General features: G+C 62.6%; 25 protein-coding genes, 1 pseudogene and 1 riboswitch. Of the genes and pseudogenes, 22 read left to right on the top strand and 4 right to left on the bottom strand.

Going from position 1 to position 25,174, the window contains the following annotated elements:
- The first annotated feature begins 183 nt into the window (after positions 1-183).
- From APH25_RS13770 to APH25_RS13810, 9 genes are all read left to right on the top strand, one after another.
- Positions 184-1,704: an aldehyde dehydrogenase family protein gene (locus tag APH25_RS13770; RefSeq protein ID WP_028633024.1), complete on the top strand. Its 1,521-nt coding sequence runs from the start codon at positions 184-186 to the stop codon at positions 1,702-1,704.
- Positions 1,705-1,950: 246 nt separating this feature from the next.
- Positions 1,951-3,399, top strand: a complete 1,449-nt coding sequence (gene eat / locus APH25_RS13775) for an ethanolamine permease (protein ID WP_028633025.1) — start codon at positions 1,951-1,953, stop codon at positions 3,397-3,399.
- Between the two features lie 46 nt (positions 3,400-3,445).
- On the top strand, positions 3,446-4,840 hold the full coding sequence (locus APH25_RS13780; RefSeq protein ID WP_060482312.1) for an ethanolamine ammonia-lyase subunit EutB: 1,395 nt from the start codon (positions 3,446-3,448) through the stop codon (positions 4,838-4,840).
- 8 nt (positions 4,841-4,848) lie between these two features.
- Positions 4,849-5,667, top strand: coding sequence for an ethanolamine ammonia-lyase subunit EutC (eutC, locus tag APH25_RS13785; RefSeq protein WP_060482361.1), 819 nt, complete (start codon positions 4,849-4,851; stop codon positions 5,665-5,667).
- A 107-nt stretch (positions 5,668-5,774) separates the two neighbouring features.
- Positions 5,775-6,233: a GNAT family N-acetyltransferase gene (locus APH25_RS13790; protein ID WP_060482313.1), complete on the top strand. Its 459-nt coding sequence runs from the start codon at positions 5,775-5,777 to the stop codon at positions 6,231-6,233.
- 188 nt (positions 6,234-6,421) lie between these two features.
- Positions 6,422-7,069 (top strand): DedA family protein, encoded by a 648-nt coding sequence (locus APH25_RS13795; protein ID WP_060482314.1) that lies wholly within the window; start codon positions 6,422-6,424, stop codon positions 7,067-7,069.
- An 18-nt stretch (positions 7,070-7,087) separates the two neighbouring features.
- Positions 7,088-7,903, top strand: coding sequence for a zinc-dependent peptidase (locus APH25_RS13800; RefSeq protein WP_060482315.1), 816 nt, complete (start codon positions 7,088-7,090; stop codon positions 7,901-7,903).
- 93 nt (positions 7,904-7,996) lie between these two features.
- Positions 7,997-8,524: an inorganic diphosphatase gene (ppa, locus tag APH25_RS13805; RefSeq protein WP_016484715.1), complete on the top strand. Its 528-nt coding sequence runs from the start codon at positions 7,997-7,999 to the stop codon at positions 8,522-8,524.
- 194 nt (positions 8,525-8,718) lie between these two features.
- Positions 8,719-9,420, top strand: a complete 702-nt coding sequence (locus APH25_RS13810; protein WP_060482362.1) for a helix-turn-helix transcriptional regulator — start codon at positions 8,719-8,721, stop codon at positions 9,418-9,420.
- A gap of 363 nt (positions 9,421-9,783) precedes the next feature.
- Here APH25_RS13810 and APH25_RS25950 read toward each other — a convergent pair.
- Together APH25_RS25950 and APH25_RS13815 are read right to left on the bottom strand one after the other, a co-directional pair.
- A pseudogene (locus APH25_RS25950) lies at positions 9,784-10,243 on the bottom strand (IS3 family transposase); the annotation flags it as partial.
- 247 nt (positions 10,244-10,490) lie between these two features.
- Positions 10,491-11,396 carry a LysR family transcriptional regulator gene (locus tag APH25_RS13815; protein ID WP_060482316.1) on the bottom strand — a complete coding sequence of 302 codons (906 nt, stop codon included), beginning with the start codon at positions 11,394-11,396 and terminating at the stop codon, positions 10,491-10,493.
- A gap of 121 nt (positions 11,397-11,517) precedes the next feature.
- On the opposite strand from APH25_RS13815, the gene APH25_RS13820 reads away from it, so the two are divergent.
- The 7 genes from APH25_RS13820 (at position 11,518) to APH25_RS13850 (ending at position 16,848) form a co-directional block, all read left to right on the top strand.
- Positions 11,518-11,727 (top strand): hypothetical protein, encoded by a 210-nt coding sequence (locus APH25_RS13820; protein WP_060482317.1) that lies wholly within the window; start codon positions 11,518-11,520, stop codon positions 11,725-11,727.
- On the top strand, positions 11,724-12,707 hold the full coding sequence (locus APH25_RS13825) for an aldo/keto reductase (RefSeq protein ID WP_060482318.1): 984 nt from the start codon (positions 11,724-11,726) through the stop codon (positions 12,705-12,707). The genes APH25_RS13820 and APH25_RS13825 overlap by 4 nt, the downstream gene beginning before the upstream one ends.
- A gap of 148 nt (positions 12,708-12,855) precedes the next feature.
- Entirely contained in the window at positions 12,856-13,446 is a 591-nt protein-coding gene (locus APH25_RS13830; protein WP_060482319.1) for a GH3 auxin-responsive promoter family protein, read from the top strand.
- Entirely contained in the window at positions 13,443-14,360 is a 918-nt protein-coding gene (locus APH25_RS13835) for a hypothetical protein (protein WP_060482320.1), read from the top strand. The genes APH25_RS13830 and APH25_RS13835 overlap by 4 nt, the downstream gene beginning before the upstream one ends.
- On the top strand, positions 14,357-15,739 hold the full coding sequence (locus APH25_RS13840; protein ID WP_060482321.1) for an MFS transporter: 1,383 nt from the start codon (positions 14,357-14,359) through the stop codon (positions 15,737-15,739). Before APH25_RS13835 ends, APH25_RS13840 begins: the two co-directional genes overlap by 4 nt.
- A gap of 15 nt (positions 15,740-15,754) precedes the next feature.
- A complete protein-coding gene (locus tag APH25_RS13845) occupies positions 15,755-16,138 on the top strand; it encodes a 5-carboxymethyl-2-hydroxymuconate Delta-isomerase (protein ID WP_060482322.1) in 384 nt (127 codons plus the stop codon).
- Positions 16,138-16,848 (top strand): SDR family oxidoreductase, encoded by a 711-nt coding sequence (locus APH25_RS13850; protein ID WP_060482323.1) that lies wholly within the window; start codon positions 16,138-16,140, stop codon positions 16,846-16,848. Before APH25_RS13845 ends, APH25_RS13850 begins: the two co-directional genes overlap by 1 nt.
- 205 nt (positions 16,849-17,053) lie before the next feature.
- Here APH25_RS13850 and APH25_RS13855 read toward each other — a convergent pair whose 3' ends face one another.
- Together APH25_RS13855 and APH25_RS13860 are read right to left on the bottom strand one after the other, a co-directional pair.
- Positions 17,054-17,326: a hypothetical protein gene (locus tag APH25_RS13855; RefSeq protein WP_177331180.1), complete on the bottom strand. Its 273-nt coding sequence runs from the start codon at positions 17,324-17,326 to the stop codon at positions 17,054-17,056.
- 221 nt (positions 17,327-17,547) lie between these two features.
- The gene (locus tag APH25_RS13860; protein WP_060482325.1) at positions 17,548-19,713 is read right to left on the bottom strand and encodes a TonB-dependent siderophore receptor; all 2,166 of its coding nucleotides are present in this window, start codon (positions 19,711-19,713) and stop codon (positions 17,548-17,550) included.
- A 183-nt stretch (positions 19,714-19,896) separates the two neighbouring features.
- On the opposite strand from APH25_RS13860, the gene APH25_RS13865 reads away from it, so the two are divergent.
- From APH25_RS13865 to APH25_RS13890, 6 genes are all read left to right on the top strand, one after another.
- Positions 19,897-20,589, top strand: a complete 693-nt coding sequence (locus APH25_RS13865; RefSeq protein ID WP_060482326.1) for a response regulator transcription factor — start codon at positions 19,897-19,899, stop codon at positions 20,587-20,589.
- Entirely contained in the window at positions 20,589-21,935 is a 1,347-nt protein-coding gene (locus APH25_RS13870; protein WP_060482327.1) for a sensor histidine kinase, read from the top strand. Before APH25_RS13865 ends, APH25_RS13870 begins: the two co-directional genes overlap by 1 nt.
- 70 nt (positions 21,936-22,005) lie before the next feature.
- Positions 22,006-22,923, top strand: coding sequence for an alpha/beta hydrolase (locus APH25_RS13875; RefSeq protein WP_060482328.1), 918 nt, complete (start codon positions 22,006-22,008; stop codon positions 22,921-22,923).
- 55 nt (positions 22,924-22,978) lie between these two features.
- Positions 22,979-23,120, top strand: a riboswitch (FMN riboswitch).
- Positions 23,121-23,202: 82 nt separating this feature from the next.
- Entirely contained in the window at positions 23,203-23,853 is a 651-nt protein-coding gene (ribB, locus tag APH25_RS13880) for a 3,4-dihydroxy-2-butanone-4-phosphate synthase (RefSeq protein WP_060482329.1), read from the top strand.
- A gap of 131 nt (positions 23,854-23,984) precedes the next feature.
- The gene (locus APH25_RS13885; protein ID WP_028633037.1) at positions 23,985-24,227 is read left to right on the top strand and encodes an exodeoxyribonuclease VII small subunit; all 243 of its coding nucleotides are present in this window, start codon (positions 23,985-23,987) and stop codon (positions 24,225-24,227) included.
- On the top strand, positions 24,224-25,111 hold the full coding sequence (locus tag APH25_RS13890) for a polyprenyl synthetase family protein (RefSeq protein ID WP_060482330.1): 888 nt from the start codon (positions 24,224-24,226) through the stop codon (positions 25,109-25,111). The genes APH25_RS13885 and APH25_RS13890 overlap by 4 nt, the downstream gene beginning before the upstream one ends.
- Positions 25,112-25,174 lie beyond the last annotated feature (63 nt).

Raw genomic sequence — 25,174 nt, forward strand, 5'->3', positions numbered from 1 at the left:
CAACGTTGTGCCGTAAACGGTACACAGTGTCATGCCCAACTGTACCGCCAGCGGTACAAGGGCCAGGCTGCAACAACCGAAAACTGGCACAAACCTTTGATTTTGTTGAGCGAAGGCACAGTGGCCCGCGCTTTGCTCTACGCTTGGTAACTCCACACAAACACAATAGCCAGGAGACACACCATGCGTTACGCACATCCCGGTACCGAAGGCGCGAAGGTTTCCTTCAAGAGCCGCTACGGCAACTACATCGGTGGTGAGTTCGTTCCTCCGGTAAAGGGTGAGTACTTCACCACCACGTCCCCGGTGGACGGCCAGCCGATTGCCGACTTCCCGCGTTCCACTGCCGAAGACATCGACAAAGCCCTGGACGCTGCACACGCGGCCGCCGATGCCTGGGGCCGCACCTCGGTGCAGGACCGCTCCAACGTGCTGCTGAAAATCGCCGACCGCATCGAGCAGAACCTCGAAGTGCTGGCCATTACCGAAACCTGGGACAACGGCAAGCCAATCCGCGAAACCCTGAACGCCGACATCCCGTTGGCAGTGGACCACTTCCGCTACTTCGCCGGCTGCATACGCGCCCAGGAAGGCGGCGCTGCCGAGATCAACGAAAACACCGTTGCCTACCACATTCACGAGCCACTGGGCGTGGTCGGTCAGATCATTCCCTGGAACTTCCCGATCCTGATGGCCGCATGGAAGCTGGCCCCGGCACTGGCGGCCGGCAACTGCGTAGTGCTCAAGCCTGCTGAACAAACGCCGCTGGGCATCACCGTACTGGTCGAGCTGATCGGCGACCTGCTGCCCAAGGGCGTGCTCAACGTGGTGCAAGGCTTTGGCCGCGAGGCCGGCGAGGCGCTGGCCACCAGCAAGCGCATCGCCAAGATTGCCTTCACCGGCTCTACCCCGGTGGGCTCGCACATCATGAAATGCGCAGCCGAAAACATCATCCCCTCCACCGTCGAACTGGGCGGCAAGTCGCCGAACGTCTATTTCGAAGACATCATGCAGGCCGAGCCGAGCTTCATCGACAAGGCTGCCGAAGGCATGGTGCTGGCGTTCTTCAACCAGGGCGAGGTGTGCACCTGCCCGTCGCGGGCACTGGTGCAGGAGTCGATCTACCCGCAGTTCATGGAAGTGGTGATGAAGAAGGTGCTGCAGATCAAGCGCGGCGACCCACTGGACACCGACACCATGGTCGGCGCACAGGCCTCCCAGCAGCAGTTCGAGAAGATCCTGTCGTACCTCGACATCGCCCAGAAGGAAGGCGCCGAGCTGTTGACCGGCGGCAAGGTGGAAAAACTGGAGGGCTCGCTGGCCACCGGTTACTACATCCAGCCGACGTTGCTCAAAGGCAACAACAAGATGCGCGTGTTCCAGGAGGAAATCTTCGGGCCGGTGGTCAGCGTGACCACGTTCAAGGATGAGGCCGAGGCCCTGGCGATTGCCAACGACACCGAGTTTGGCCTGGGTGCCGGGGTGTGGACCCGCGACATCAACCGCGCCTACCGCATGGGCCGCGGGATCAAGGCTGGCCGTGTCTGGACCAACTGCTACCACCTGTACCCGGCCCACGCGGCGTTCGGCGGCTACAAGAAGTCGGGTGTTGGCCGTGAAACGCACAAGATGATGCTCGACCACTACCAGCAAACCAAAAACCTGCTGGTGAGCTACGACATCAACCCGCTGGGCTTCTTCTAAAAGGGCAGCTGCAAGCTGCAAGTTACAAGCGGCAAGAGGGGCGGACCGCATCATGGCTGCCCCTGTTGCTCGCTTGTGGCTAGAAGTTTGCTAGTGATCTTCGTGGCTCAACGCTCGCCACTGATAACAACCACATAAATTCAAACAGCGAGCTCCAAGCTAAAGAAGATGGCGAGCCAGGCGCAGTTCGCTTTGTCTTGCAGCTTATGGCTTGCCGCTTGCCGCTTTTTTTTGAAAGGTGAAATTATGCCAAGCGATCATTCCGCCGGCTCGCCGGCAGGCTCTTCCGTCGATTTCGAAAAGGTCGGCTCCGACTATTTCCAGCAACGTGAACTGAAAAAGGGCGCCGCAGGCTGGGTTTTGCTGGTCGGCCTGGGGGTGGCGTACGTGATTTCCGGCGACTATGCCGGCTGGAACTTCGGCCTGGCCCAAGGTGGCTGGGGCGGCATGTTCCTGGCCACCTTGCTGATGGCCACCATGTACCTGTGCATGTGTTTCTCCCTGGCTGAACTGTCGTCCATGATCCCTACAGCCGGCGGCGGCTACGGCTTTGCCCGCAGCGCATTCGGCCCCTGGGGCGGGTTTCTGACCGGTACGGCGATCCTGATCGAGTACGCCATTGCCCCCGCCGCCATCGCCACGTTCATCGGCGCCTATTGCCAGTCGCTGTTCGGCATCGGCGGTTGGCTGATCTACCTGGTGTTCTACGTGGTGTTCATCGCCATCCACATCTTCGGCGTGGGCGAGGCGTTGAAGCTGATGTTTGCCATCACCGCCGTCGCGGCCATTGCACTGGCCGTGTTCCTGGTGGCCATGGTGCCCCATTTTGATGCAGCCAACCTGTTCGACATCGCCGTTACCGACGCCGCAGGCGCCAGCAGCTTCCTGCCGTTCGGCTACGTGGGCGTGTGGGCGGCCATCCCCTATGCCATCTGGTTCTTCCTCGCAGTGGAGGGCGTGCCGCTGGCCGCTGAAGAAACCAAGAACCCCAAGCGCGACCTGCCGCGCGGGCTGATCGGCGCCATGCTGGTGCTGGTTGCCTTTGCCTTGCTGATTCTGGTGGTAGGCCCAGGTGGCGCGGGCTCCGAAGCTCTGAAAGCCTCCGGCAACCCGCTGGTCGAGGCCCTGGCCAAGGCCTATGGTGGTTCCACCTGGATGGGCAGCTTTGTCAACCTGGTGGGCCTGGCCGGCCTGATTGCCAGCTTCTTCTCGATCATTTACGCCTATTCCAGGCAGATTTTCGCCCTGTCCCGGGCCGGCTACCTGCCGCGCAAGCTGTCGGAAACCAACAAGAGCAAGGCGCCGGTGATGGCCCTGGTCATCCCTGGCATCATCGGTTTTGCCTTGTCGCTGACCGGCCAGGGTGACCTGCTGATCCTGGTGGCGGTTTTTGGCGCTACCTTGTCTTATGTACTGATGATGGCGGCGCACATCACCTTGCGGATCCGTCGGCCGAAGATGGAGCGGCCCTACCGCACGCCGGGGGGCATCTTCACCTCAGGCCTGGCTTTGGTGCTGGCCTGTATTGCCGTGGTCGCGGGCTTCCTGGTAGACCCGCGGGTGGTGATTGGCGCCGCCGTGATCTATGCGGTGCTGATCGCGTACTTTGCCTTCTACAGCCGCCACCACCTGGTAGCCGGCACACCGGAAGAGGAATTCGCCGCGATCCAGCAGGCCGAACAGGCCCTGCACTGATCATCGCCACCTGCCGCGGGGCAGCCCGCGGCTCTGGAGAACCTGTATGGCAACTTTCGTGCACACGGTCGGCCAGATGGTCTACCGCTTCGACAGCCTCAAGGAGGTGATGGCCAAGGCCAGCCCGGCGCGTTCCGGTGACTACCTTGCCGGCGTCGCCGCCAGCAACGATGGCGAGCGGGTGGCCGCGCAGATGGCCCTGGCGAACATCCCGCTGACACACTTTTTGAACGAAGCGCTGGTCCCCTACGAGGACGACGAAGTCACCCGCCTGATCATCGATACCCATGATGCTCAGGCATTTGCCGCGGTCAGCCACCTGACGGTAGGTGGCCTGCGGGACTGGCTGCTGAGCGAGCAGGCCGACGAGACCAGCCTGCGTGCACTGGCACCTGGGCTGACACCGGAAATGGCCGCAGCCGTGTCGAAGATCATGCGCGTGCAGGACCTGGTGCTGGTAGCCCAGAAAATTCGCGTGGTCACGCGCTTTCGCGGCACCATGGGCCTGCGTGGGCGGCTGTCGACGCGGCTGCAGCCCAACCACCCCACCGACGAACCGGCAGGCATTGCCGCGAGCATTCTCGACGGCCTGCTGTACGGCAATGGCGATGCCATGATCGGCATCAACCCGGCCACCGACAGCATCGCCTCCATCTGCGCACTGCTGGAGATGCTCGACGCCATCATCCAGCGCTACGACATCCCTACCCAGGCCTGCGTACTCACCCACGTCACCACTTCGATCGAGGCGGTCAACCGTGGCGTACCGCTGGACCTGGTGTTTCAGTCCATCGCCGGTACCGAGGCCGCCAATGCCGGGTTCGGCATCAACCTCAACGTGTTGCAGGAAGGCTACGAAGCCGGCCTGTCGCTGCAGCGCGGCACCCTCGGCCAGAACCTGATGTACTTCGAAACCGGCCAGGGCAGTGCCCTGTCGGCCAATGCCCACCATGGCGTCGACCAGCAAACCTGTGAAACCCGCGCCTACGCCGTCGCCCGCCACTTCAAGCCCTTCCTGGTCAATACCGTGGTCGGCTTCATCGGCCCGGAGTACCTGTACAACGGCAAGCAGATCATCCGTGCCGGCCTTGAAGACCACTTCTGCGGCAAGTTGCTGGGCGTGCCCATGGGTTGTGACATCTGCTACACCAACCATGCCGAAGCCGACCAGGACGACATGGACACCCTGCTGACGCTGCTGGGGGTAGCCGGGATCAACTTCATCATGGGCATCCCCGGCTCCGACGACATCATGCTCAACTACCAGACCACCTCGTTCCATGATGCCCTGTACGCGCGCCAGACCCTGGGCCTGAAACCCGGGCCGGAGTTCGAAGCCTGGCTGGCCCGCACCGGCATCTTCACCCAGGCCGACGGCCGGGTGCGTTTCGGTGACAACCTGCCGCCGGCGTTCCGCCAGGCATTGGCGCAGCTCGCATAGGGATGACCATGAACAAACACACACCTACTGCCGACAACCCCTGGCTGGCCCTGCGCAACCTCACCCCGGCGCGCATTGCCCTGGGCCGTGCCGGCACCAGCCTGCCCACCGGCGCGCAATTGGATTTCCAGTATGCCCATGCCCAGGCACGCGATGCGGTGCACCTGCCATTCGATGCTGATGGCCTGGCGGCCCAGCTGAGCGAGCGTGGCCGCCACAGCCTGCTGCTGCACAGCGCGGCAAGCGACCGCCACCAGTACCTGCAGCGGCCCGACCTGGGGCGGCGGCTGAACGACGAGTCGGCGGCAACCCTGCGCCAGCACGCCCAGCAAAACCCCGGCGGGGTCGACCTGGCGATCGTGGTGGCCGACGGTTTGTCGGCCCTGGCCGTGCATCGCCATACCCTGCCGTTTCTGGCCCGCTTCGAAGAGCAGGCCAGCGACGACGGCTGGGCCTGCGCGCCGGTCGTGCTGGTGCAACAAGGCCGGGTAGCGGTGGCCGACGAAGTGGGCGAATTGCTGGGCGCGCGCATGACGGTCATGCTGATCGGTGAGCGCCCGGGGCTCAGCTCACCCGACAGCCTGGGGCTGTACTTTACCTACGCCCCCCGGGTAGGCCTGACCGACGCCTACCGCAACTGCATCTCCAACGTACGCCTGGAGGGGCTGAGTTACGGCATGGCAGCGCACCGCCTGCTGTATCTGATGCGCGAAGCCTGCCGGCGCCAGTTGTCGGGCGTGAACCTTAAAGACGAAGCCGAGGTGCATAGCCTGGAAAGCGACGACCTGGCCAGCCAGAAGGGCAACTTTCTGCTGGGCAAAGATTAACCAAGCTGTCACGTAGGGCAGATTGCACTTGCCCCGGGCATTGGGCAGCATGGCCTTGGACGCTGCTGGCGTTGCACTGTTTTCCACATGGACGCTGAGGGCCGCACATGCGCATCATCAAGGCAACCCTAGATCACCTCGACCTGCTAACCCCGATGTTCGTCAAATACCGGGAGTTCTACGGCCAACTGCCCTACCCCGACAGCTCTCGCAGCTTTCTGCGCAAGCGCCTGGCGCGTGAAGAGTCGGTGATCTACCTGGCATTGCCCGATGACGATGACAGCAAACTGCTGGGCTTCTGCCAGCTGTACCCCAGTTTTTCGTCGCTGTCGCTGAAGCGGGTGTGGATTCTCAACGACATCTATGTGGCCGAAGACTCCCGACGCATGCTGGTGGCTGACCACCTGATGCGCGAAGCAAAGAAGATGGCGCGCCAGACCAACGCCGTGCGCATGCGGGTTTCCACCAGCAGCGACAACCAGGTGGCGCACAAGACCTACGAGTCCATCGGGTTTCGCGAGGACACCGAGTTCCGCAACTACATCCTGCCCATCAGCCAGGAATGACCTGCGGTTGCCTTATCGCGGGTATGCCCGCGACAAGGCCAGCCGAGGACGACTTCCGTCGTAACCCGCCGCTACAAACTCCCCGGGCATGATCCTGACTTCGCCGTATAATGGCCTACTTGTCATGTGAGAAATGTTTCCACTCTCCCAGCTAACCGAGCCTTCGACCAAGAACACAGGTGCTGTACATGGATTTCAACCCGCTGGACCTTATCCTGCATCTCGATGCGTACCTCGACCTGTTGGTCACCAATTACGGCCCCTGGATCTACGCCATTCTGTTTGCCGTGATTTTCTGCGAAACCGGCCTGGTGGTCATGCCGTTCCTGCCGGGTGATTCGCTGCTGTTCATCGCCGGCGCCGTGGCCGCGGGGGGCGGTATGGACCCGGTACTGCTTGCCGGGTTGCTGATGATCGCCGCTATCCTGGGCGACAGTACCAACTACGTCATCGGGCGAACGGCCGGGGAGCGTTTGTTCAGCAACCCCAACTCGAAGATCTTCCGCCGCGACTACCTGCAGCGCACCCACGATTTCTACGAACGCCACGGTGGCAAGACCGTGACCATGGCGCGGTTCCTGCCCATCCTGCGTACCTTTGCCCCGTTTGTTGCCGGCATCGCTCACATGCACTACCCCCGCTTCCTGGGGTTCAGCATTGCCGGGACCTTGCTGTGGGTGGGTGGGTTGGTCACCCTGGGTTACTTCTTCGGTAATGTGCCGTTCATCAAGCAACACCTGTCGCTGATGGTGGTGGGCATCATCGTATTGTCACTGGTCCCCATGATCCTGGGCCTGCTGCGCTCCCGCCTGGGCCGCACGGCCAAGGCACACTGACCGCCAGGCGTCGCGTCCATGTGGTCATTCAGCGCCTGGCGGCGCAAGCGAACCCTGGCGCGCTACCCCATCACGCCCCAGCAATGGCAGGCCGTGCGCGAGCGCCTGCCCATGCTCGACGGCATCAGCGACGAAGAAGACCACTGGCTGCGCGAAGCCTGCATTCTGTTCCTGCTGGACAAGCACCTGACATGCCTGCCGGGGGTCGAGCTGGACGACCAGCAGCGCCTGGTACTGGCAGCCCAGGCCCAGTTGCCGTTGCTGCACCTGGGCGAGCTGCACTGGTACCAGGGCTTTCACGAAATCATCCTCTACCCCGACGACTTCAAGAGCCCCCAGCGCCACCGTGATGCCAGTGGCATCGAGCATGCCTGGGACGGCGAGCACAGCGGCGAGGCTTGGCAGCAGGGTCCGATCATCCTGGCCTGGAGCGGGGTACTGGCCAGCGGTGGCTGGGAAGCCTACAACCTGGTCATCCACGAGCTGGCGCACAAGCTGGACATGCTCAACGGCGACGCCAATGGCCTGCCGCCCCTGCACAGCGACATGTCGATCGAGCACTGGGCCAGCGCCATGCAACACGCCTACGACGACCTCAACCGGCAACTGGACGCCAACCCCGACGCCGAAACCGCCATCGACCCCTATGCGGCAGAAAACCCCGCTGAATTCTTCGCAGTGGCCAGCGAGTACTTCTTCAGCGGGCCCGACCTGCTGCACCAGGCCTACCCACAGGTCTACCAGCAGCTGTCGCTGTTCTACCGCCAGAACCCGCTGGCCCGGCTCAACCAATTGCAGGCGGAGCACCCCGCGTACCGTGAGCACCCCGCCTGACGCCCCGCTGCATCAGGCCAGGCGTGGCATGCACGGGCAGAATATGCCTATAATCGCCGCCACTTTTTTGGTCAAACACGGGGGCACTGCCCAATGAGCTACAGCAAGATTCCGGCGGGCAAAGACCTGCCGAACGACATCTACGTCGCCATCGAGATCCCGGCCAACCACGCGCCGATCAAATACGAAATCGACAAGGACAGCGATACCCTGTTCGTCGACCGTTTCATGGCTACCCCGATGTTCTACCCGGCCAACTACGGTTTCATCCCCAACACCCTGGCTGACGACGGCGACCCGCTGGACGTGCTGGTGGTCACCCCTTACCCGGTAGCCCCAGGCTCGGTCATCCGTGCCCGCCCGGTAGGTGTGCTGAACATGACCGACGATGGCGGCGGTGACGCCAAGGTTATCGCTGTTCCACACGACAAGCTGTCGCAGCTGTACGTGGACGTGAAGGAATACACCGACCTGCCAGCCCTGCTGATCCAGCAGATCGAGCACTTCTTTGCCAACTACAAAGATCTCGAGAAAGGCAAGTGGGTCAAGATCGAAGGCTGGGATGGCGCAGACGCCGCCCGCGCTGCGATCACCAAATCGGTCGCTGCCTACAAGGGCTGATACCGTTTGCATGAAAAACCCCGCTTTGGCGGGGTTTTTTTATGGCGGCTGAAAGCGTCACGCGCTGTGTAATGAGGCCGGTAACAGGTCCTACAACGTCTTACGTCTTGGCCTTACAAACCACCGTATTTCTTACAAACCCTGTCAACCTGCTGTTCATATCCTTGCTGGCACCTCGCCGCTACACTCGCGCCATGAACACATCCGGTGACCGCCTCAGGGCCCTTCTTCATGAATGCGGGCTTACAGCCTCCGATTTCGCTGCCCAGTGCGGCGTGACCCCACAGCATGTCAACAACTGGTTCAACCGCGGCGTGCCACTGGCGCGCCTGGACGAACTTGCCGACTTGTTCTGCGTGCACCGTCGCTGGCTGCGTAGCGGCGAGGGCATCAAGCACCCCAATGCGATTTTGCGCAATTGCGCGCCGCGGCCTGCGCCTGCCCAGGTGCCCATCCCGTTGTCGGTGCAGCGCGGCCGGGTGGTGAATGTGCCCTTCCATGAGTTGCGCAGTGGCCTGCTGTGCCCGGTAGCCGGCCGCCACCTGCGCCTGCCCGCCAATGCCTTGAAGGGGCTGGGGGTACACCCCGACAATACCCTGTGCGTGGCCATGCCCACGGGCAACATGGCGCCGCTGATTCCACTGCAGGCGACGTTGGCAATCGACATGGGCATGACGCAGATTGTCGAGGGCGAAACCTATGCCTTGATGCTCAATGGGGCCTTGCGCGTGCACAACCTCAGCCTTGGCCAGAACGGCACCCTGTACCTGCACAGCCACGACCGGCACAACTATGCGGTTGAGCGCTACACGCCCGCCCAACGCCATGCCCAGGGGCTGGAGATTCTGGGCTGGGTGTTCCACTGGGCGTTCTTCCGCCAGCAACGCCCGCGGTGACACACCCTGTGCCATTTTTTGCTGTGCATCATGGCTGGGGCCTTGTATGCTACGCCGCACATCAGCCCCGCCCGGTGCAAACCGCGGCCCAGAGGGCTCGGCGATACCCCACACGGGCATCTGCCTTCTTTTTCAGGCCTTTGCTGGCCACCCTGTTAAGGCGATTGCGGCTTACCATAAATTAGCCGGAAGCGTCCCCGAGAAGCCGGCCACAAGCCGGCTTTTTAATTGTCCGAAATAATCTTATCCCTTCCGCGCACACTGCCGATAACCTTGATATGGCGGGCGCTTCAGTCATGCCCTCGTCCGAAGGTGTCCAGCACCATCTGTAGTGGTCAATAATTCTCGGACACAGAATTGAGCCACGGTGAACTTACGATCAAGCACATTGGGAATGTCGGGGCGCTCGACCGTGGCGTTCTTGTACGTATGAGAACCCGGCTGTTTGCTGATCAGTCCTTATTCCTTCATCAATCTTCTGACTCTGAAACGCCCGACGTTAACGCCTTCATCCCGGAGCATGGCAACCAGACTGCGACTGCCCGCTGAGCCACGACTTTGGTTGAACAGCTCGTTGACACGACTGCGTAGGCTCACTCGGCGGACATCGATATGACGCCGCCGGGCCAAGGGGGCGTACTAACAAGACGGGGTAGCTCGAAGACTGAACACAACCGTTGAACAGGGTAGTACTTTGCCAACTGTCGAATCGACTTCAACGTCTGCGCCCGTGTCCCTCGGCCATCAAGAGCGCAGTGGCCTCGTTTAGTATTTTCTTCTCAAGCTCCAGCCGGTAGATGCGGGCCTGAAGCTCCTGTATGCGCGCTCGGAAGTGGATCCGTGCGCCAGGCGTTGACTCCATTGCCAATTTTGCAGTCGGGCATCACTGGGAATCTTGATTGTGCATGCGGGTACCCACACAGCTGGAAAGTGCCTTTGGCCGATTTCAAAAGCCAACACGGAAAACTGCCGATTTTTTCAAAAATGCCCATGAACGCCCAAGGTAAAATGCCTTTCCGACGGTCGGCAGACCAAGGTCTTTCCCGTACAAGCGCAGCCAGTGCCCGCGCTCAGCTAAACTCCTCCATGAGAAAACCGATGAATGCTTTCAACTTGAACGGCATGTGGGAGCTCTTGCGGTACACCAGGTGCATGGGCCGTGAAGGGATCTGGTAGCCCGGCAGCAACGCCACCAACTGGCCCGTCGCCAGGTAACCGCTCACGACCACTTCCGGCAGTAGGGCGATGCCTTGCCCGCTCAACACCATGATGCAGACGCCCTGGGCATCGTTGACCTGCATCTTGGCAGGAACCGACACCTTGATGAACTCGGCATCGTCGCTCAAAAACTCCCAGGTGTTCTGCAAGGTATTCCACGCGGTCTTGTGCCCGTCGAAATAGGTTGCGATACAGTCGTGCAGGATCAACTCCTGCGGCGTCGACGGTGCGCCACGCCTGTCCACATAGCCCGGCGCGGCACAAAGGATCAACTTATAGGGCCGCAGCGGCCGCGCCACCAGCGACGAGTCCGAAAGCGCGCCCAGCCGCACAGCGGCATCGAAGCGATTTTCGGAAAAATCCACCAGGGCGTCGCTGATCGAAACGTCGACCCGAATCCTCGGGTGCGCCTGATAAAACTTGTTGAGCGCCGGCAGAAAACCAAAAATGCCAAATGAGCGTGGTAGCGAGACATTGAGGACACCCTCAGGGTTCTCAATGAAATGGGAAGCAACTTCCTCACTTTCGCGCATCAGGTCGAATACGTTCCGGCAGGTCTTGTAGTAGTACGCGCCGTAATCCGTGATGGATATCTTCCGGGTCGTTCTCAGTAATAATACCGCGCCCAAATCGCCTTCAAGGAACTTCAAATAATTACTGACCATCGCCACTGAAACATTAAGTTTGTGCGCCGCGTTGGTGAGGCTGGCACTGTCAACAACCTGAACAAATACCTGCATGGCCTTCAATTTATCCATAGCAATCAACTATTCATTTTTTAATCAGGCTAAAAAGTGTTTTTAATTGTAAATGCTTTACCAAATTTTGCAAAGGACAGACTATCGGCCGGCGTTAAGGAAACAGCCCCGGAGAGCACCGATGAGAGTCACTTACGAAAACTGGCAAGGCCTGGAGCGGGAAAGAAACATACACGTGGAATACCTCCACTTCGGCAGCACCGAGTACCACACCACGGCGCAGTGGCTGCTGCGCTGCATCGACCTCGACAGCAATGAAGTGCATGACTTCGCCTTGATCAAGATCAAGCAGATGGATGTTCAACAACTCACCTTCAGGAGGGACATATGAAACAGGTAAAACTCGGTTCACAAGGTTTGACGGTGTCGCGTCTGGGCCTGGGTTGCATGGGCATGAGCCAATGGTACGGCGAGCCCGATGATGTCGAGTCCGGCGGAACCCTGCGCAGGGCTCTGGACATCGGTGTGAACTTCTTCGACAGCGCGGAAGCCTACGGGCCCTTCACCAACGAGGTGCTGGTCGGCAAGGCGCTTAAGGGCGTTCGTGAAAAGGCCGTGATCGCGACCAAGTTCGGCTTCGACCTACAGGACGGCAAGATCGTCGGCGTCAACAGCCGCCCTGAGCATATTGTCGATGTGGTGAACGCCAGCCTCAAGCGGCTGGACACCGATTACATCGACGTGCTGTACCAGCACCGTCTCGACCCGACCATCCCGATCGAGGAAGTGGTCGGCGTGATGGGGGAGCTGGTCAAGGCCGGCAAGGTCAAGTACCTAGGCCTGTGCGAAGTGGGCGTCGGCACCATCGAGCGCGCTCATCGCGTGCATCCGCTTTCGGTGGTGCAAAGCGAATACTCGCTGTGGGAGCGCAACATCGAACTGGATGTGCTGCCGATGCTTAGAAAGCTCGGCATCGGCCTGGTGTCGTTCTGCCCGCTGGGCCGGGGCTTCCTCACAGGTACGGTCGAGCGCGCCGAACAGTACCCGGCATCGGATTTCCGCGCCCAAGACCCGCGCCTTCAGGGTGGCAACTACGACACCAACATGTCGATCGCCCGGGAAATCAGAACTCTCGCCGAACTTGAGGGCATGAGCGCGTCGCAGCTGGCCATTGCCTGGATCCTCGCACAGGGCGAAGACATCGTGCCCATCCCAGGGACGAAACGACGCCACTACCTCGAGGAAAACGCCCAGGCCACCCGCGTCCAGATGACCGCCGAAACCCTTCGCGCCCTGGAGCAGATGACCACCGAGCTGCCCGCTTCGGGCCCGCGTTACAACGAAAGAATGATGGCCTTCGTCGACCGCTGAACGCCCCGAACACCCACCACTGCAGTGAGCAAGATGCAACGTTAGTTAACTGAACCTGTCATCACGGAATAAGGAAATTTCGATGTCTCGGAAAAGTCGCCCCGTCGATTGGTACGGACGCAAAGATGAGTTCTTGCACGAGTGTGTGATGGCCAACTCGCGATACATGACGTCGCTGCAACATCCCAAACATGCTCAGCGGGATGTCGTGCAAGACATTATCGCTATCAGCCGCAACGCCCTGCATTGGCGCGAACAGGGTTATAACGAATCGGTCACCGACGAAGACTCGTACCGCCAACATTTGCCGATCATGCGCTATGAAGACTTCGAGCCTTACTTGGAACGGGAAGCCCAATGCAAAGGCGGCGTACTGACCTGCAGCCCGGTAATGCGTTGGTTGAAAACCAGTGGCACCACAGGCGTGCCGAAGAAGATCCCCTATACCTTGCATTGGTTGCAGAAGTATCGCATACCGGCAATGAAAGTACTGTGGGCCACTTATATTCGCCATTACCCCGAAATCATGGACCACCCCTACGCCGTGCTCGATACCCAGACGGTCAGGGAAGATGTACAGGACTACCTGCAAGGCGTCTGTCATCAGGCGATCAGCAACCGCCACCCGCGCATCAATGCCAATGACTGGTGCCCACCGTGGTACGTGCCGCAAATGCCGGTGGCCCACGAGCAGAAGATGAGCCCCTGCCGCACGGCTGGCTCTGGCGGCTTTCGGTGATCCTCGCACCCGGCGCACTGCACCTTTACCTCACCCGTAGCCATGTGATCTCGGACGCGTACTCCACCCGAGTGCTGCTGCAATCGTTGCTGGAAATCCTGGTGTGGAATGTCTGCACCGTGCAGCAGACGTCGCTGTTGCCCAACCGCCGAGAGCACCTGCAGCAGCCGTCGAGCAGCGCGCCCCGCACGCAGGGCGCCGGCGATACCACCCTGCGCCACTGCGTGACCTTGCCGGTCGCCGAGCGGCACACGCGGATTCACCGGCGCACGCTCGACCGAAGGTTGTCGGCCACGATCATCACCGTGTGCAAGGCGCGAGGCATCACCCTGAACGAGTGCTTCGCCGCGGCGCTTGCCGAGGCTTACGCCAGTTGCCTGGGCACGCAGCAGGTCGAGCTGTACACCGCCATCAACTCTCGCCGTCATTTCGCCGGAGCCCTGGCCAGCGGTATGGGCTGCAACATCCACGTACTGGGTTGCGCCATGCAGGCGACTCCGTTGCCGCTGGACTCCCAAGTCCTGCGCTACCGTGGCGCCCTGGCCAAGGCCAGCGAAGGCTGGGCCCCCAGCCTGCAGAGCCACGCCGCCATCCGCGCGAACGTCTCGGCGCTGTGCACGGCCGAGACCTTCCTCGGGCCCTGCATCACCAACAGCGGCGTCAACGACTTCACGTCTGCTATTTACCGTCACGTGGACTTCGTCGAAACCGCGGTCAACCGCAACGTCGCCAACTACAGCGTCGTGCTGCACCTGTCCTGCTTCCGCGGCCGCCTGCAGCTTCTCTACTCCTACGCCAGCCCAGCCATGTCCGACGCCTTCATCAAGGAAATCGACTACGCGCTCATGACCAAGCTGGGGCTTCTGGAAACATCACTACCCGGTCAAATTCCCCTGCTGAGGGTTGCACAATGAATACCTTGCTAAGAAGAAAACTGAGCCTGGCGTCCGCCTGCCTGGCCTTCGTCATCGTCATACTCGACGTGAGCGTCGTCAACGTCGCCTTGCAACAGATCTACGCGCAGTTCGAGGGCAGCCTCGCGCATCTGGAATGGGTGGTCAACGGCTACACCCTAACCTTCGCCTCCTTCCTGCTGACCACCGGCTCCCTGGGTGACCGCTTTGGCCCCAAGCGCGTGTTCCTGGTCGGTTTCGCCCTGTTCGCCCTGGCCTCCTGGCTGTGCGGCACCGCGGACAGCCTCACCCTGCTGATCGCGTTCCGCCTGCTGCAAGGCATCGGCGCGGCGCTGGTAGTGCCGGCGTCGCTGGCGATCGTCAACCAGACCTTCTCGGACGCGAACGAGCGCAGCGGCGCAATCGGCCTGTGGGCCGCGGCCGGTGGCATGGCCCTGGCGCTGGGGCCGGTGTTCGGCGGCGTGCTGATCTCGATGTTCGGCTGGCGCTCGATCTTCTACGTCAACATTCCGATCGCGGCCCTGGGCATCACCATCGCTTATGTGTTCGTGCAGGAGAAAACCACGCTGGTCGAACGCAGTATCGACATCGCCGGGCAGGTGCTCGCGGTCGCGGCGCTGGGCTGTCTGACCTATGCATTGATTCAGGTGAACAGCCATGGCCTGCAGTCCCAGGAGGTTCTGCTCAGCGCCGCGGGCTTCATCGGCGCCAGCGCCCTGTTCATCGTGGTCGAGCGCCGCGTCGCGGCGCCGATGCTGCCGTTGAACCTGTTCGCGAACAAGCAGTTCGCCACCTCCGCCGTAATCGGCATCCTGATCAATTTCGCCTTCTACGGGCTGGTGTTCCTGTTCAGCTTGTACTTCCAGTACAGCTGGCACTACTCGCCGCTGCAGACCGGCCTGGCGCTGCTACCGATGACGGGCGCGATCATGCTAGCCAACCTCTATTCCGCCAAGCTGATGGTGCGCAGCGGCTTCCGCAAGACCCTGCTGATCGGCACCGGCCTAGCGGCGCTGGGATACGCCTGCATCGTGCCACTGCTGGGCGGTCATGGGTACGGCGCGATGGTCGTGCAGATCGTCGTAGCGGGCTTCGGCATCGGCCTGGCCGTGCCCTCGGTGACCAACGCCATGGTGTCCAGTGCCGACAGCCAGCATATCGGTGTCGCCTCCGGCGTGCTCAACGCCTCGCGGCAGATCGGTGGGTTGATCGGGGTGGCGTTCATGGGCCTGGTACTCGGCGACTTCGCAGCGGAGTCGTTCGACCAGGGTATGGGCCCGGCCTTGATCATCGCCTCGCTGGCGCTGCTGCTGTGTGTCGGCCTGGTGCTGACTGGCTTCAGCAAACCCCAAGTCCTCATTTCCAAAGCCACCTCCTGAGCAAGGAATCTCAGCATGCCTCACCTGACCCTCGAGTACTCCATCAACGCCGGCCCCGCCCCCGACAGCCAACCGCTATTCAACGCCCTGCATGTGCAACTGGCCCAAGCCGGTGAGTTTCGCACCCAGGACTTCAAGTCCCGGATCTTCCCGGTCGACACCTTCCATATCGGCCTGGGCGACGGCGACGCCTCGTTCGTGCGGTTGAACATCGAGACGTTCTTCGGCAAGAGCGCACAGCAGAAGAAGGCTATGTCACAGGTCGCCCTGCGGGTGTTGTCCGAACACTTCCACCAGGCGCTGACCCTTGGTAACTGCGACATAGCCGTGCAGATCACCGAGCTGGAACGGGAAAGCTACGCCCGTGTGCGCTCCAGCGACATGGTGGAGAACGCCTGATGTTCGACTTCAAAGGAACATCGGTGCTGGTGATCGGCGGTTCGTCCGGCGTTGGACTTGCCACGGCGAAGCTGCTCGACCGCCTGGGCGCCCAGGTGACCATCGCCTCGCGCAACCTGGAAAAACTCCAGGCAGCCCGGCAACAGCTCGGCGCTGGCGCCAGATACCTGCAACTCGACATCACCGATACCGCGCAACTCCAGGCCCTGGCTGACGGCCCGCGCTGGGACCATGTGGTGATAAGCGCCGCCGACACGCCCATGGGCAGCATCGCGACACTGCCCGACGCCGCCGCGCGCCAGGCCATGGACAGCAAGTTCTGGGGCGCCTACAGCGCGGCGAAGTACATCCCGCTGCGTGCCCAGGGCTCACTCACCTTCGTCGCCGGCTACCTGTCGGTGCGCCCTGGCAAGGCCAGCGCCTTGCAGTCTGCGATCAACGCGGCCCTCGAAGCATTGGGCCGGGCCCTGGCGCTGGAGCTGGCGCCTGTGCGCGTCAACACCGTATCGCCCGGCTTGCTGGCGACCGAGCTGTGGGACGGCCTAGCGCAGGACAAGCGCGCCTCGCTGTTCGACAACGTGGCCAATCGCCTGCCGGTCGGCCGCGTCGGGCTGGCGGAGGATGCCGCCAAGGCTGTCGGCTTCCTCATCGACAACGGCTACACCACCGGCTCGACCCTCTATGTCGATGGGGGCGGTCGCATCGCGTAAAACCTGAACCGTACTGGCGCCCCTCGCGGGGAACTCTGCAAAGGGCATCAGTGCGGTTTTATTCAACGCCTTCAACGCAGTAAACCCTCGTTTTCGTGCCGATTGACGCAAGGTTACGGCGGCGGTGATGCCGGAACGTGGCACCGTTAAGCTGGGCGACGCACCAGCGCAAGGCTGACTCAATCAATAGAACATCTACGTGCTGTCAGAGGGCGTTGGGGTGCCGGGCAACAGGGCAGCGGTCGAGCAGTTCCGGAAGGATCTGGTTGCATGGGTCGAGCGTCTGCACGAACTGCTCGGCGCGGTGCTCGACCCGGCCTGCCTGGCGCGGATCCGCGCGCTCGAGAATGCCCATCTCGCTCGTATGCTGCGCCGTGCCAACCCCCTTGATGATGCTGATTTGCCTGAGGCAGAGATAAGCATGGTCTGCGCTAAGCTGGAACATCATCCTAGCAAGCTGCTTGCGCTCTGGATTCACGTGACGTTTCGACAGCTGTGGGCGCTATCGGACCACCGTGTCATTCTTCTCGACAAAAGTGACGCGCTGCCAGCCTGGGGGGGACAAGTGGGGGACACGGAAAAAAATCGGATAAACCCCTATAAATCATACATTTGGCGCATAAGTACGCCGGCCTAAAGCCGGCTTTACAATGTGTTTTTTTCGGCTGCTTAAGGTCGATTCAAAGGCGCATCACCCCCTCAGAAATCGTAACGCGCCCCCACCATCATGCTGCGCGACGGCCCGTAGAAGTTGAACGTCGAGGTAGACCCCACCCGCGACAGGTAGTCCCGGTCGAACAGGTTGTTCACGTTCAACGTGGCCGTGAGCTTCGAGGTCACCGGGTACGACAGCATGGCATCCACGGTAGCGTACCCCGGTGCATTGATACGAACCCCGCCATTCTCCGAGTTGAAGTTGCTCATCGCCGAAACGCCGCCGCCGATGGCCAGCCCTGTCAGCGGCCCCTCGCTGAGGGTGTACTTGCTCCACAACGAAGCCTGGTTGCGCGGCATGATGAAGAAGGTGGTTTCGGCATCACCCTTGACCGTTTCGGTTTCCATCCAGGTGTAACCGGCCAGCAATTCCCAGTTCGGCGTCAGTTTGCCGCTTATTTCCACCTCGGCGCCCTTCACCCGGGTCTTGCCTGATGCCGCCGAGTCATTGGTGGCTACGCCGTCGGCGTCGTACACCGTGGTCGCGCGGTTCTCATCCGTCAGCCGGAATACCGAGAACCGTGTATTGAGGTCGCCACCGAAGTAGCTGCTTTTCAAGCCGAACTCATACTGTTCGCCCTCGCGCGGCTTCAATACACGGCCATTGCCATCAGTGGCAGACTGCGGCTTGAACACTTGCGAGTAGCTCGCGTACAGGGCGTGGTTCTCGGTGAGGTCGTAGACCAGCCCACCGTAAGGCGTGAAATGGCCATCTACCTGCTTGCTGTCGTTGGTGGTGGCGCCGGTCTTGAGCGTAGTGGTGTAGAAGTCGCCGCGGTACCAGCTGAAGCGGCCACCGGCTATCAGCGCCAGGCGCTCGACCGGGCGGAAGGTTACCTTCGAGTACAGGCCGTATTCTTCTTCCTGCATCCCCGTCTCGGTGCTGTAGTTGGGCGACGGCTTGGCGAAGCGCTTGGGCGTGTAGGTATTGACGTTGATGGCCCCCAGGTTGGTGGTGCCGTTGAGGTACTCGGTGTCGTAGTTCTTGTAGTCGCTGCCCACCACGAACTCACTGACCTGGCCGAAAGTTTCGAACGGCTGGCTGTAGCTGGCGTCCAGCGCGTAGGTGTCCTGGGTGAAATCCCGGGCGCTGGCGCGTTCGGAGTTGGCACCATTGGCCGCATTGGTGGCGGTGAAGGCATACAGGTAATCGGTATCACGGTGCGAGCCGCGGGCGGCGATCCGGCCATAACCACCATTGTCGAAACGGTGGGTCAATTCTGCGACCAGGTCGGTGGTCTTGCCGTCGAAGCTGTTCCAGTCCGCCCCCAGGAAGCGGGAGTGGCTGAAGTCTGGCACCTGGCCGGCCAGTGTCGCCGGGTAGCCGTTGTGCGGGGTGATGTTCTTCACCTCATGGATCAGCCCGAACGACAGGGTGGTGGCATCGTCCAGGTCCACATCCAGCGCACCGTAGTAACTGTTGCTGGTGTTGGCGTTGTAGTCGACCTCGCCATTGGTGTCGTCGCGTGAGGCAATCAGGCGGCCACGCACGCGGCCAGCATCGTCCAGCGGCCCGCTCAGGTCGATTTCTTCATGGTTGGTGTCCCAGCTGCCGTAGCGGCCTTCCACATGGCCCTGGAACTCGGCCGTAGGGCGCTTGCGCACCATGTTGACGATGCCGCCCAGTTCGCTGGTGCTGCTGAACAGCCCTGCCGGGCCACGCATGATTTCCACACGGTCGAAGGCCACCAGCGACGGCACGGTACCGAAGATGCTGGCCATGGGCGCCGGCAGGCCGTCGATGTTGAACTCGCTGTATTCGTAGCCACGGGCATAGATGGAGGAGCGGCCGCTGTCGTTGGTCAGCGTGCGCAGGCCGGCGGTGTACTTGGCTAGGTCATCCAGGTGCACGAACTGGCGATCCTTGACGTAATCCTGGGTATAGACGGTGATCGATTGCGGGATGTCTTTCAGCGCAGCCGGCGTTTTGGTCCCCACCGTGGCGGCGTCCACGCTGTAACCGCCGGTCTGCTCCGATGGCAGCATGTCGTAGAGCCGGTTGCCCTCGATGGTCAGGGCCGGCAGATCAAGCGCGCTGTCTGCGGCCGAAGCCTGCACCGCCACCGTTTCGGCCAGTGCCGACAACGAAAACGGCGCCATCAACCCCAGCATTACCCAACGCACACGCCCCACCCCGTTTGAACCCTTCATGACCTACCCTTCGCCCAAATAAAAATAATTCGCAAACGAAACACGTTGCTTTTTGCGAACGATACCGGAGCAAAATCAGGGGTGCAGCAGGATTAACCTTCTTAACACACGCAGGGCATTGCCCCTGCCGGGGCGACAGTGGGATGATCCACAACTGATAGACATTCTCATTCAAGGCTGCCCGTGCCCACCTCCCTGCTGCTCGTCGAAGACGACCCTTGCCTGCGCCACGACTTGGACCGCCACTTCCTCGGCCGCGGGTTTCGCGTGCAGGCCTGCGCCTGTGCCGAGCAGGCACTTGGCGCCATCGCCCAGGCAACGTTCGACCTGGTGTTGCTGGACATCATGCTGCCAGGCATCGATGGCCTGACCCTGCTCGACGCTTTGCGCCATCGCCAGGCCGTACCGGTGATGCTGATGTCGGCGCTGGGCGCAGAGCAGGACCGCATCACCGGGTTTACCCGGGGCGCCGATGATTACCTGCCCAAGCCTTTCAGCCTGGCAGAGCTGGATGCGCGGGTGGACGCGCTGCTACGCCGGGCGGCGTTTGCCCGCCAACCCGCGCGCCTTGCAACCCTTGGCGACTTGCTGCTGGACCAGGACCGCCAGGATGCCCTGAACGGCGGCAAACCGGCCGGCCTGACGCCGTCCGAATTCCGCTTGCTGGTAACCCTTCAGGCCCATGCCGGCGAGCCGCTGAGCAAACCGTTTTTGTATCAGACCGTGCTGCACCGGGCCTATACCCGCCTGGACCGGGGCCTTGACGTGCACGTGTGCAACCTGCGGCGCAAACTCGCCGACATCGACGTGCAGCACGTGCAGATCCAGGCGGTGCGTGGCCAGGGTTACGTGCTGGTCGACCAGGAGCAGGCGTGATGCGCCGTCACCCGCTGCTATGGAAGCTGGCATTGCTGCAGGTGAGTTTCTGCCTGCTGCTGACCTGGCTGATATGGACGTGGGGCCTGAGTGTTGAACGTGGCAGCTACTTTCTGCCTGAGGCCGACCAATTGTACCTGGCGCGCTATGGCCAACAGGCCGAACAGGCCCTGGCGGCCGGTGGAGCGCCTGCAGTCGAAGCCTGGCGCCAGCACGTGCAGGCAACCGAGGGCACCTGGGTCGCAGTGGTAGGCCCGCACCTGCAAAGCCTGGGCACCACGCCGCTGACCGCCGACGAGGCCGGCCACCTCACCTTCATGCGCAAGCTGGCCTGGCCCATGAGCCGACGCCTTCAGGATGAACTGCCCTACGTGAGCATCGCCTTCGTGCAACACCCCGAGCAAGGTCGGGTGGTGATGCAGCTGCCCGAGCGCCTGCTACCCACCGGGCTGACCCCCTGGACCCACGTGGTCACCCACGGTATTGCCCCGGCACTGCTGGCGCTGCTGCTGGGCCTGGCGCTGTACAGGCACCTTGTGGCGCCACTGAACCGCCTGCGTGACCGCGCCGATGCCCTGCGCGCCAACGACCTGGAGAGCCCCGGTTTGCATTTGCACGGCCGCCACGACGAACTGGGCGAGCTGGCGCAGGCGTTCGACCACATGGCCACCCGCCTGCGCCACAGCCTGGAGCAACAGCGCCTGCTGCTGCGCACCCTGTCCCACGAGCTGCGCACGCCCCTGGCACGCCTGCGTATCGCCCATGACAGCGGCCTGCCAGCCGTGCAACTACGCGAGCGCCTGGATTACGAAGTCGCCGATATGCAGAAGCTGCTGGAAAACACCCTCGACCTGGCCTGGATGGATACCGAACAGCCCAGCCTGGCCACCGAGCCTGTGCTGATGGCTTCGGTGTGGGAGGCGCTGTGCCAGGATATCTGCTTCGAAAGTGGCTGGGGCCGGGAGCGCCTGCCGTGCTCGCTCGGTAGCGACTGCGTTGTCCAGGCCCATCTGGACAGCCTGGCCCAGGCCCTGGAAAACCTGATGCGCAATGCCATTCGCCACTCCCCGCCCGCAGGCCGGGTGAGCCTGGACGGCTGGCGCGAAGGGGGAAGCTGGCACCTGTGCCTGCGTGACCAGGGCACGGGCGTGCCCGAGCATGAGCTGGAGCGCATCTTCACGCCTTACCAACGCCTGCCGGGCAGTGGCACAGGGTTCGGCCTGGGCCTTGCCATCGCCCGCCGCGCCATCGAATTGCAGGGTGGCCGGCTGTGGGCCAGCAATGGCAACCCCGGGCTGCACCTGCACCTGACCCTGCCCATGGCACCTGACGGTTTAGAAAGTTAAGGCGCTTTACGCGCTGGCGGGGCTGTCTATCATCTGGCGATTCAACCCTTGCCCCCTGACGAGACGCCCGATGAGCAAGTTGATCCTGGCACTGACGCTCGCACTGGCCTTCGTCGCCTGCGGCGCCACGGCCCAGCCCCAACACGACCAGGTGATGGACACGACGTTGTTGCACCGCCCCGGGCTGGCTTACCGCTTCAGCCAGCTCGACCTGGACTCGGCCGACGGTAAGCGCCACTACCGCTTGTGGGTCGGCACGCCGAACCGCCCTGCACCGGCTGCCGGTTACCCGGTACTGTGGATGCTCGATGGCAACGCCGCCCTCAGCGCACTGGACGAAGCCCAGCTGGCCAAGCTCGCCGAGGGCCAGGCACCGCTGCTGGTGGCGGTGGGTTACCAGACTGACCACCGCATCGACCGGGCAAGCCGCACCTACGACTACACTCCGGCGCTGGCCGGGCAGGCTGACCAGCGAGACCCGCTCACCGGGCAACCCAGCGGCGGCGTAGAGGCGTTTTTCGACTTGCTGCGCACCCGCATGCGGCCGATGGTGGCGCAGGTTGCGCCCATCGACACACAGCGCCAGACGCTGTGGGGGCACTCCTACGGAGGCCTTGCCGTGCTCCACGCGCTGTTCACCCGGCCAGATGAGTTCAGCGTCTACGCGGCCGCCAGCCCCTCATTGTGGTGGCACGACGGTGCGATCATCGATGAAGCCCAAGGTGTGCAACAGCGCCTGGGCACTACCCGGCCACAGTTGGTGCTGATGCGCGGTACGGACGAGCCTGGCAGCCCGCAAGGCACCCTGGGTGATGACGCGGAGCAACGCAGCCGCGAACTGCTGCAGTACCTTGGCAACATTGCAGGCCTGCAGGTGCAGTTCGAGCGCTTCCAGGGGCTCGGGCATGGGCCCATGCTGCCCGCCTCGCTGGGCTGGGTGATCCAGGGCATGGGCGGCATGCAAGGCAACCGCCCACTGCCCCGGTAGCCCAGGCCCTCGCCATTCAGGCTTGCCAAAGCCGTAGGCCGGTACGATATGCTGGGCCGGTCTTCAGGGCGGGGTGAAAGTCCCCACCGGCGGTAAATCGAAAGATGAGCCCGCGAGCGCCCCGGCCATGCCGGGGGTCAGCAGACCTGGTGAGAACCCAGGGCCGACGGTCATAGTCCGGATGAAAGAAGGCGTCAGGCAGGGGCCATCAACGGGCGCCCCTGCGCGCGCATTGTGTTCGCCCCGAGACGTTCATCGACCCTTCACGAGGAGCGTTTCATGTCTACGTTGCACCCTTTGCACTTCCCCAACGTCAGTGCTGCCATCGCCGCCTTCCAGGCTGGCCGCCCTGTGCTGTTGCTCGATGATGACGACCGCGAGGACGAAGCGGACATCATCGCCGCCGCCGAGAACATTTCGTTGCAGACCATGGCCATGATGATTCGCGATTGCAGCGGCATCGTCTGCCTGTGCCTGGACGAAACCACCGTCGATGACCTGCAACTGCCGCCCATGGTGCAGAACAACCAGGCCCGGCACGGCACTGGGTTCACGGTCACCATTGAAGCCGCAGAAGGCATCACCACCGGCGTGAGCGCCCAGGACCGCCTCACTACCATTGCCGCTGCACTGGCCTCCACCGCCGCGCAGCGCCATATCGTCAGCCCAGGGCATGTGTTCCCGCTGCGTGCACGTAATGGTGGGGTGCTGGTGCGCCGTGGCCATACCGAAGGCTCGGTGGACCTGGCGCGCCTGGCAGGCCTGCGCCCCGCTGCCGTGCTGTGCGAGCTGATGAACCCCGATGGCAGCATGGCGCGGGGTGAAGACGTGGCCGTGTATGCGCGCCAGTACGGGCTGCCGATGCTGACCATCGACGAGCTGGCACGCTACCGCGAAGCACAGCTGCAGCAGGTGGCCGAAACCGCCTGACACGCCATACCCTGGCCGGCTCCTCCTGCCTGCACGCTGCACGGGCAGGCGGGGCTTCGCCGCTCAAGTTTGCTCCCCCCGGCCCGCTCTGCTAGTGTCGCGGCGTTCAGAATGCCACCGAGACAGCCGCCATGGCCCGTAAAAAAGCTTCCCTCGATTTCGAGCAATCCCTTGCCGAGCTGCAAGCACTGGTCGAGCGCCTGGAGAACGGCGAGTTGTCGCTGGAAGACTCACTGGCCGCCTTCGAGCAGGGCATCGCCCTGACCCGTGATTGCCAAGGCGCCCTGGCCCAGGCCGAGCAAAAGGTGCAGATTCTGCTGGAGCGCGACGGCGAGCTGGCCGCCCAGCCCTTCGATGTGGAGCCCGAGGCATGATCGGCGCCTACCAGGCTACCTGCCAGGCGCGCGTCGACAGCGCCCTCGAACCGCTGTTCGTCGCCCCCAGCGAACCGCTGCAACGGCTCTATGCCGCCATGCGCTACAGCGTGATGAACGGCGGCAAGCGGGTACGCCCGCTGCTGGCCTACGCCGCCTGCGAGGCGCTGGGGGCACCGGCTGAGCAAGCCAACGGCGCCGCCTGTGCGGTCGAGCTGATCCATGCCTACTCACTGGTGCATGACGACCTGCCGGCCATGGACGACGACGACCTGCGACGCGGCCAGCCGACCACCCACAAAGCCTTCGACGAAGCCTGTGCCATTCTTGCCGGTGACGGCCTGCAGAGCCTGGCATTCAATGCCCTGCTGGACCCACGCCTGAGCCCTCAGGCCGACAGCATTCGCCTGGCCATGGTGCAAGCCCTGGCCAAGGCGGCGGGCCCTGTCGGCATGGTGGGCGGGCAAGCCATCGACCTCGGTTCAGTGGGCATCAGGCTGGACCAGCGGGCGCTGGAATTCATGCACCGGCACAAGACCGGTGCGCTGATCGAAGCCAGTGTGCGCCTGGGCGGCCTGGCCAGCGGCCGCGCCGAGCAACCTCAACTGGATGCGTTGCAGGCGTACGCACAGGCCGTGGGCCTGGCGTTCCAGGTGCAAGACGACATTCTCGATGTCGAGAGCGATACCGCCACCCTGGGCAAACGCCAGGGCGCAGACATTGCCCGTGACAAGCCCACCTACCCCTCGCTGCTGGGCCTGGAGGCCGCCAAGGCCTATGCGATCGAACTGCGCGACCAGGCGCTGGTCGCACTGGAAGGGTTCGATGAAAAAGCCCAGCCGCTGCGTGAGCTGGCGCGCTATATCGTCGAACGCCGCAACTGACCCTGCGGCCCCTGCGACACCCGTGTGAATGGGCAGCTTTTCCTCCAATGGGGTAAACTGCCG

It is taken from the genome of Pseudomonas sp. NBRC 111119 (assembly GCF_001320125.1).
Taxonomy (GTDB): Bacteria; Pseudomonadota; Gammaproteobacteria; order Pseudomonadales; family Pseudomonadaceae; genus Aquipseudomonas; species Aquipseudomonas parafulva.

Bases quoted from the DNA above. Each gene is read 5' to 3' on its own strand.
- APH25_RS13770 (WP_028633024.1), top strand. From the start codon at position 184: ATGCGTTACGCACATCCCGGTACCGAAGGCGCGAAGGTTTCCTTCAAG.
- eat (WP_028633025.1), top strand. From the start codon at position 1,951: ATGCCAAGCGATCATTCCGCCGGCTCGCCGGCAGGCTCTTCCGTCGAT.
- APH25_RS13780 (WP_060482312.1), top strand. From the start codon at position 3,446: ATGGCAACTTTCGTGCACACGGTCGGCCAGATGGTCTACCGCTTCGAC.
- eutC (WP_060482361.1), top strand. From the start codon at position 4,849: ATGAACAAACACACACCTACTGCCGACAACCCCTGGCTGGCCCTGCGC.
- APH25_RS13790 (WP_060482313.1), top strand. From the start codon at position 5,775: ATGCGCATCATCAAGGCAACCCTAGATCACCTCGACCTGCTAACCCCG.
- APH25_RS13795 (WP_060482314.1), top strand. From the start codon at position 6,422: ATGGATTTCAACCCGCTGGACCTTATCCTGCATCTCGATGCGTACCTC.
- APH25_RS13800 (WP_060482315.1), top strand. From the start codon at position 7,088: ATGTGGTCATTCAGCGCCTGGCGGCGCAAGCGAACCCTGGCGCGCTAC.
- ppa (WP_016484715.1), top strand. From the start codon at position 7,997: ATGAGCTACAGCAAGATTCCGGCGGGCAAAGACCTGCCGAACGACATC.
- APH25_RS13810 (WP_060482362.1), top strand. From the start codon at position 8,719: ATGAACACATCCGGTGACCGCCTCAGGGCCCTTCTTCATGAATGCGGG.
- APH25_RS13815 (WP_060482316.1), bottom strand. From the start codon at position 11,396: ATGGATAAATTGAAGGCCATGCAGGTATTTGTTCAGGTTGTTGACAGT.
- APH25_RS13820 (WP_060482317.1), top strand. From the start codon at position 11,518: ATGAGAGTCACTTACGAAAACTGGCAAGGCCTGGAGCGGGAAAGAAAC.
- APH25_RS13825 (WP_060482318.1), top strand. From the start codon at position 11,724: ATGAAACAGGTAAAACTCGGTTCACAAGGTTTGACGGTGTCGCGTCTG.
- APH25_RS13830 (WP_060482319.1), top strand. From the start codon at position 12,856: ATGGCCAACTCGCGATACATGACGTCGCTGCAACATCCCAAACATGCT.
- APH25_RS13840 (WP_060482321.1), top strand. From the start codon at position 14,357: ATGAATACCTTGCTAAGAAGAAAACTGAGCCTGGCGTCCGCCTGCCTG.
- APH25_RS13845 (WP_060482322.1), top strand. From the start codon at position 15,755: ATGCCTCACCTGACCCTCGAGTACTCCATCAACGCCGGCCCCGCCCCC.
- APH25_RS13850 (WP_060482323.1), top strand. From the start codon at position 16,138: ATGTTCGACTTCAAAGGAACATCGGTGCTGGTGATCGGCGGTTCGTCC.
- APH25_RS13860 (WP_060482325.1), bottom strand. From the start codon at position 19,713: ATGAAGGGTTCAAACGGGGTGGGGCGTGTGCGTTGGGTAATGCTGGGG.
- APH25_RS13870 (WP_060482327.1), top strand. From the start codon at position 20,589: ATGCGCCGTCACCCGCTGCTATGGAAGCTGGCATTGCTGCAGGTGAGT.
- APH25_RS13875 (WP_060482328.1), top strand. From the start codon at position 22,006: ATGAGCAAGTTGATCCTGGCACTGACGCTCGCACTGGCCTTCGTCGCC.
- ribB (WP_060482329.1), top strand. From the start codon at position 23,203: ATGTCTACGTTGCACCCTTTGCACTTCCCCAACGTCAGTGCTGCCATC.
- APH25_RS13885 (WP_028633037.1), top strand. From the start codon at position 23,985: ATGGCCCGTAAAAAAGCTTCCCTCGATTTCGAGCAATCCCTTGCCGAG.
- APH25_RS13890 (WP_060482330.1), top strand. From the start codon at position 24,224: ATGATCGGCGCCTACCAGGCTACCTGCCAGGCGCGCGTCGACAGCGCC.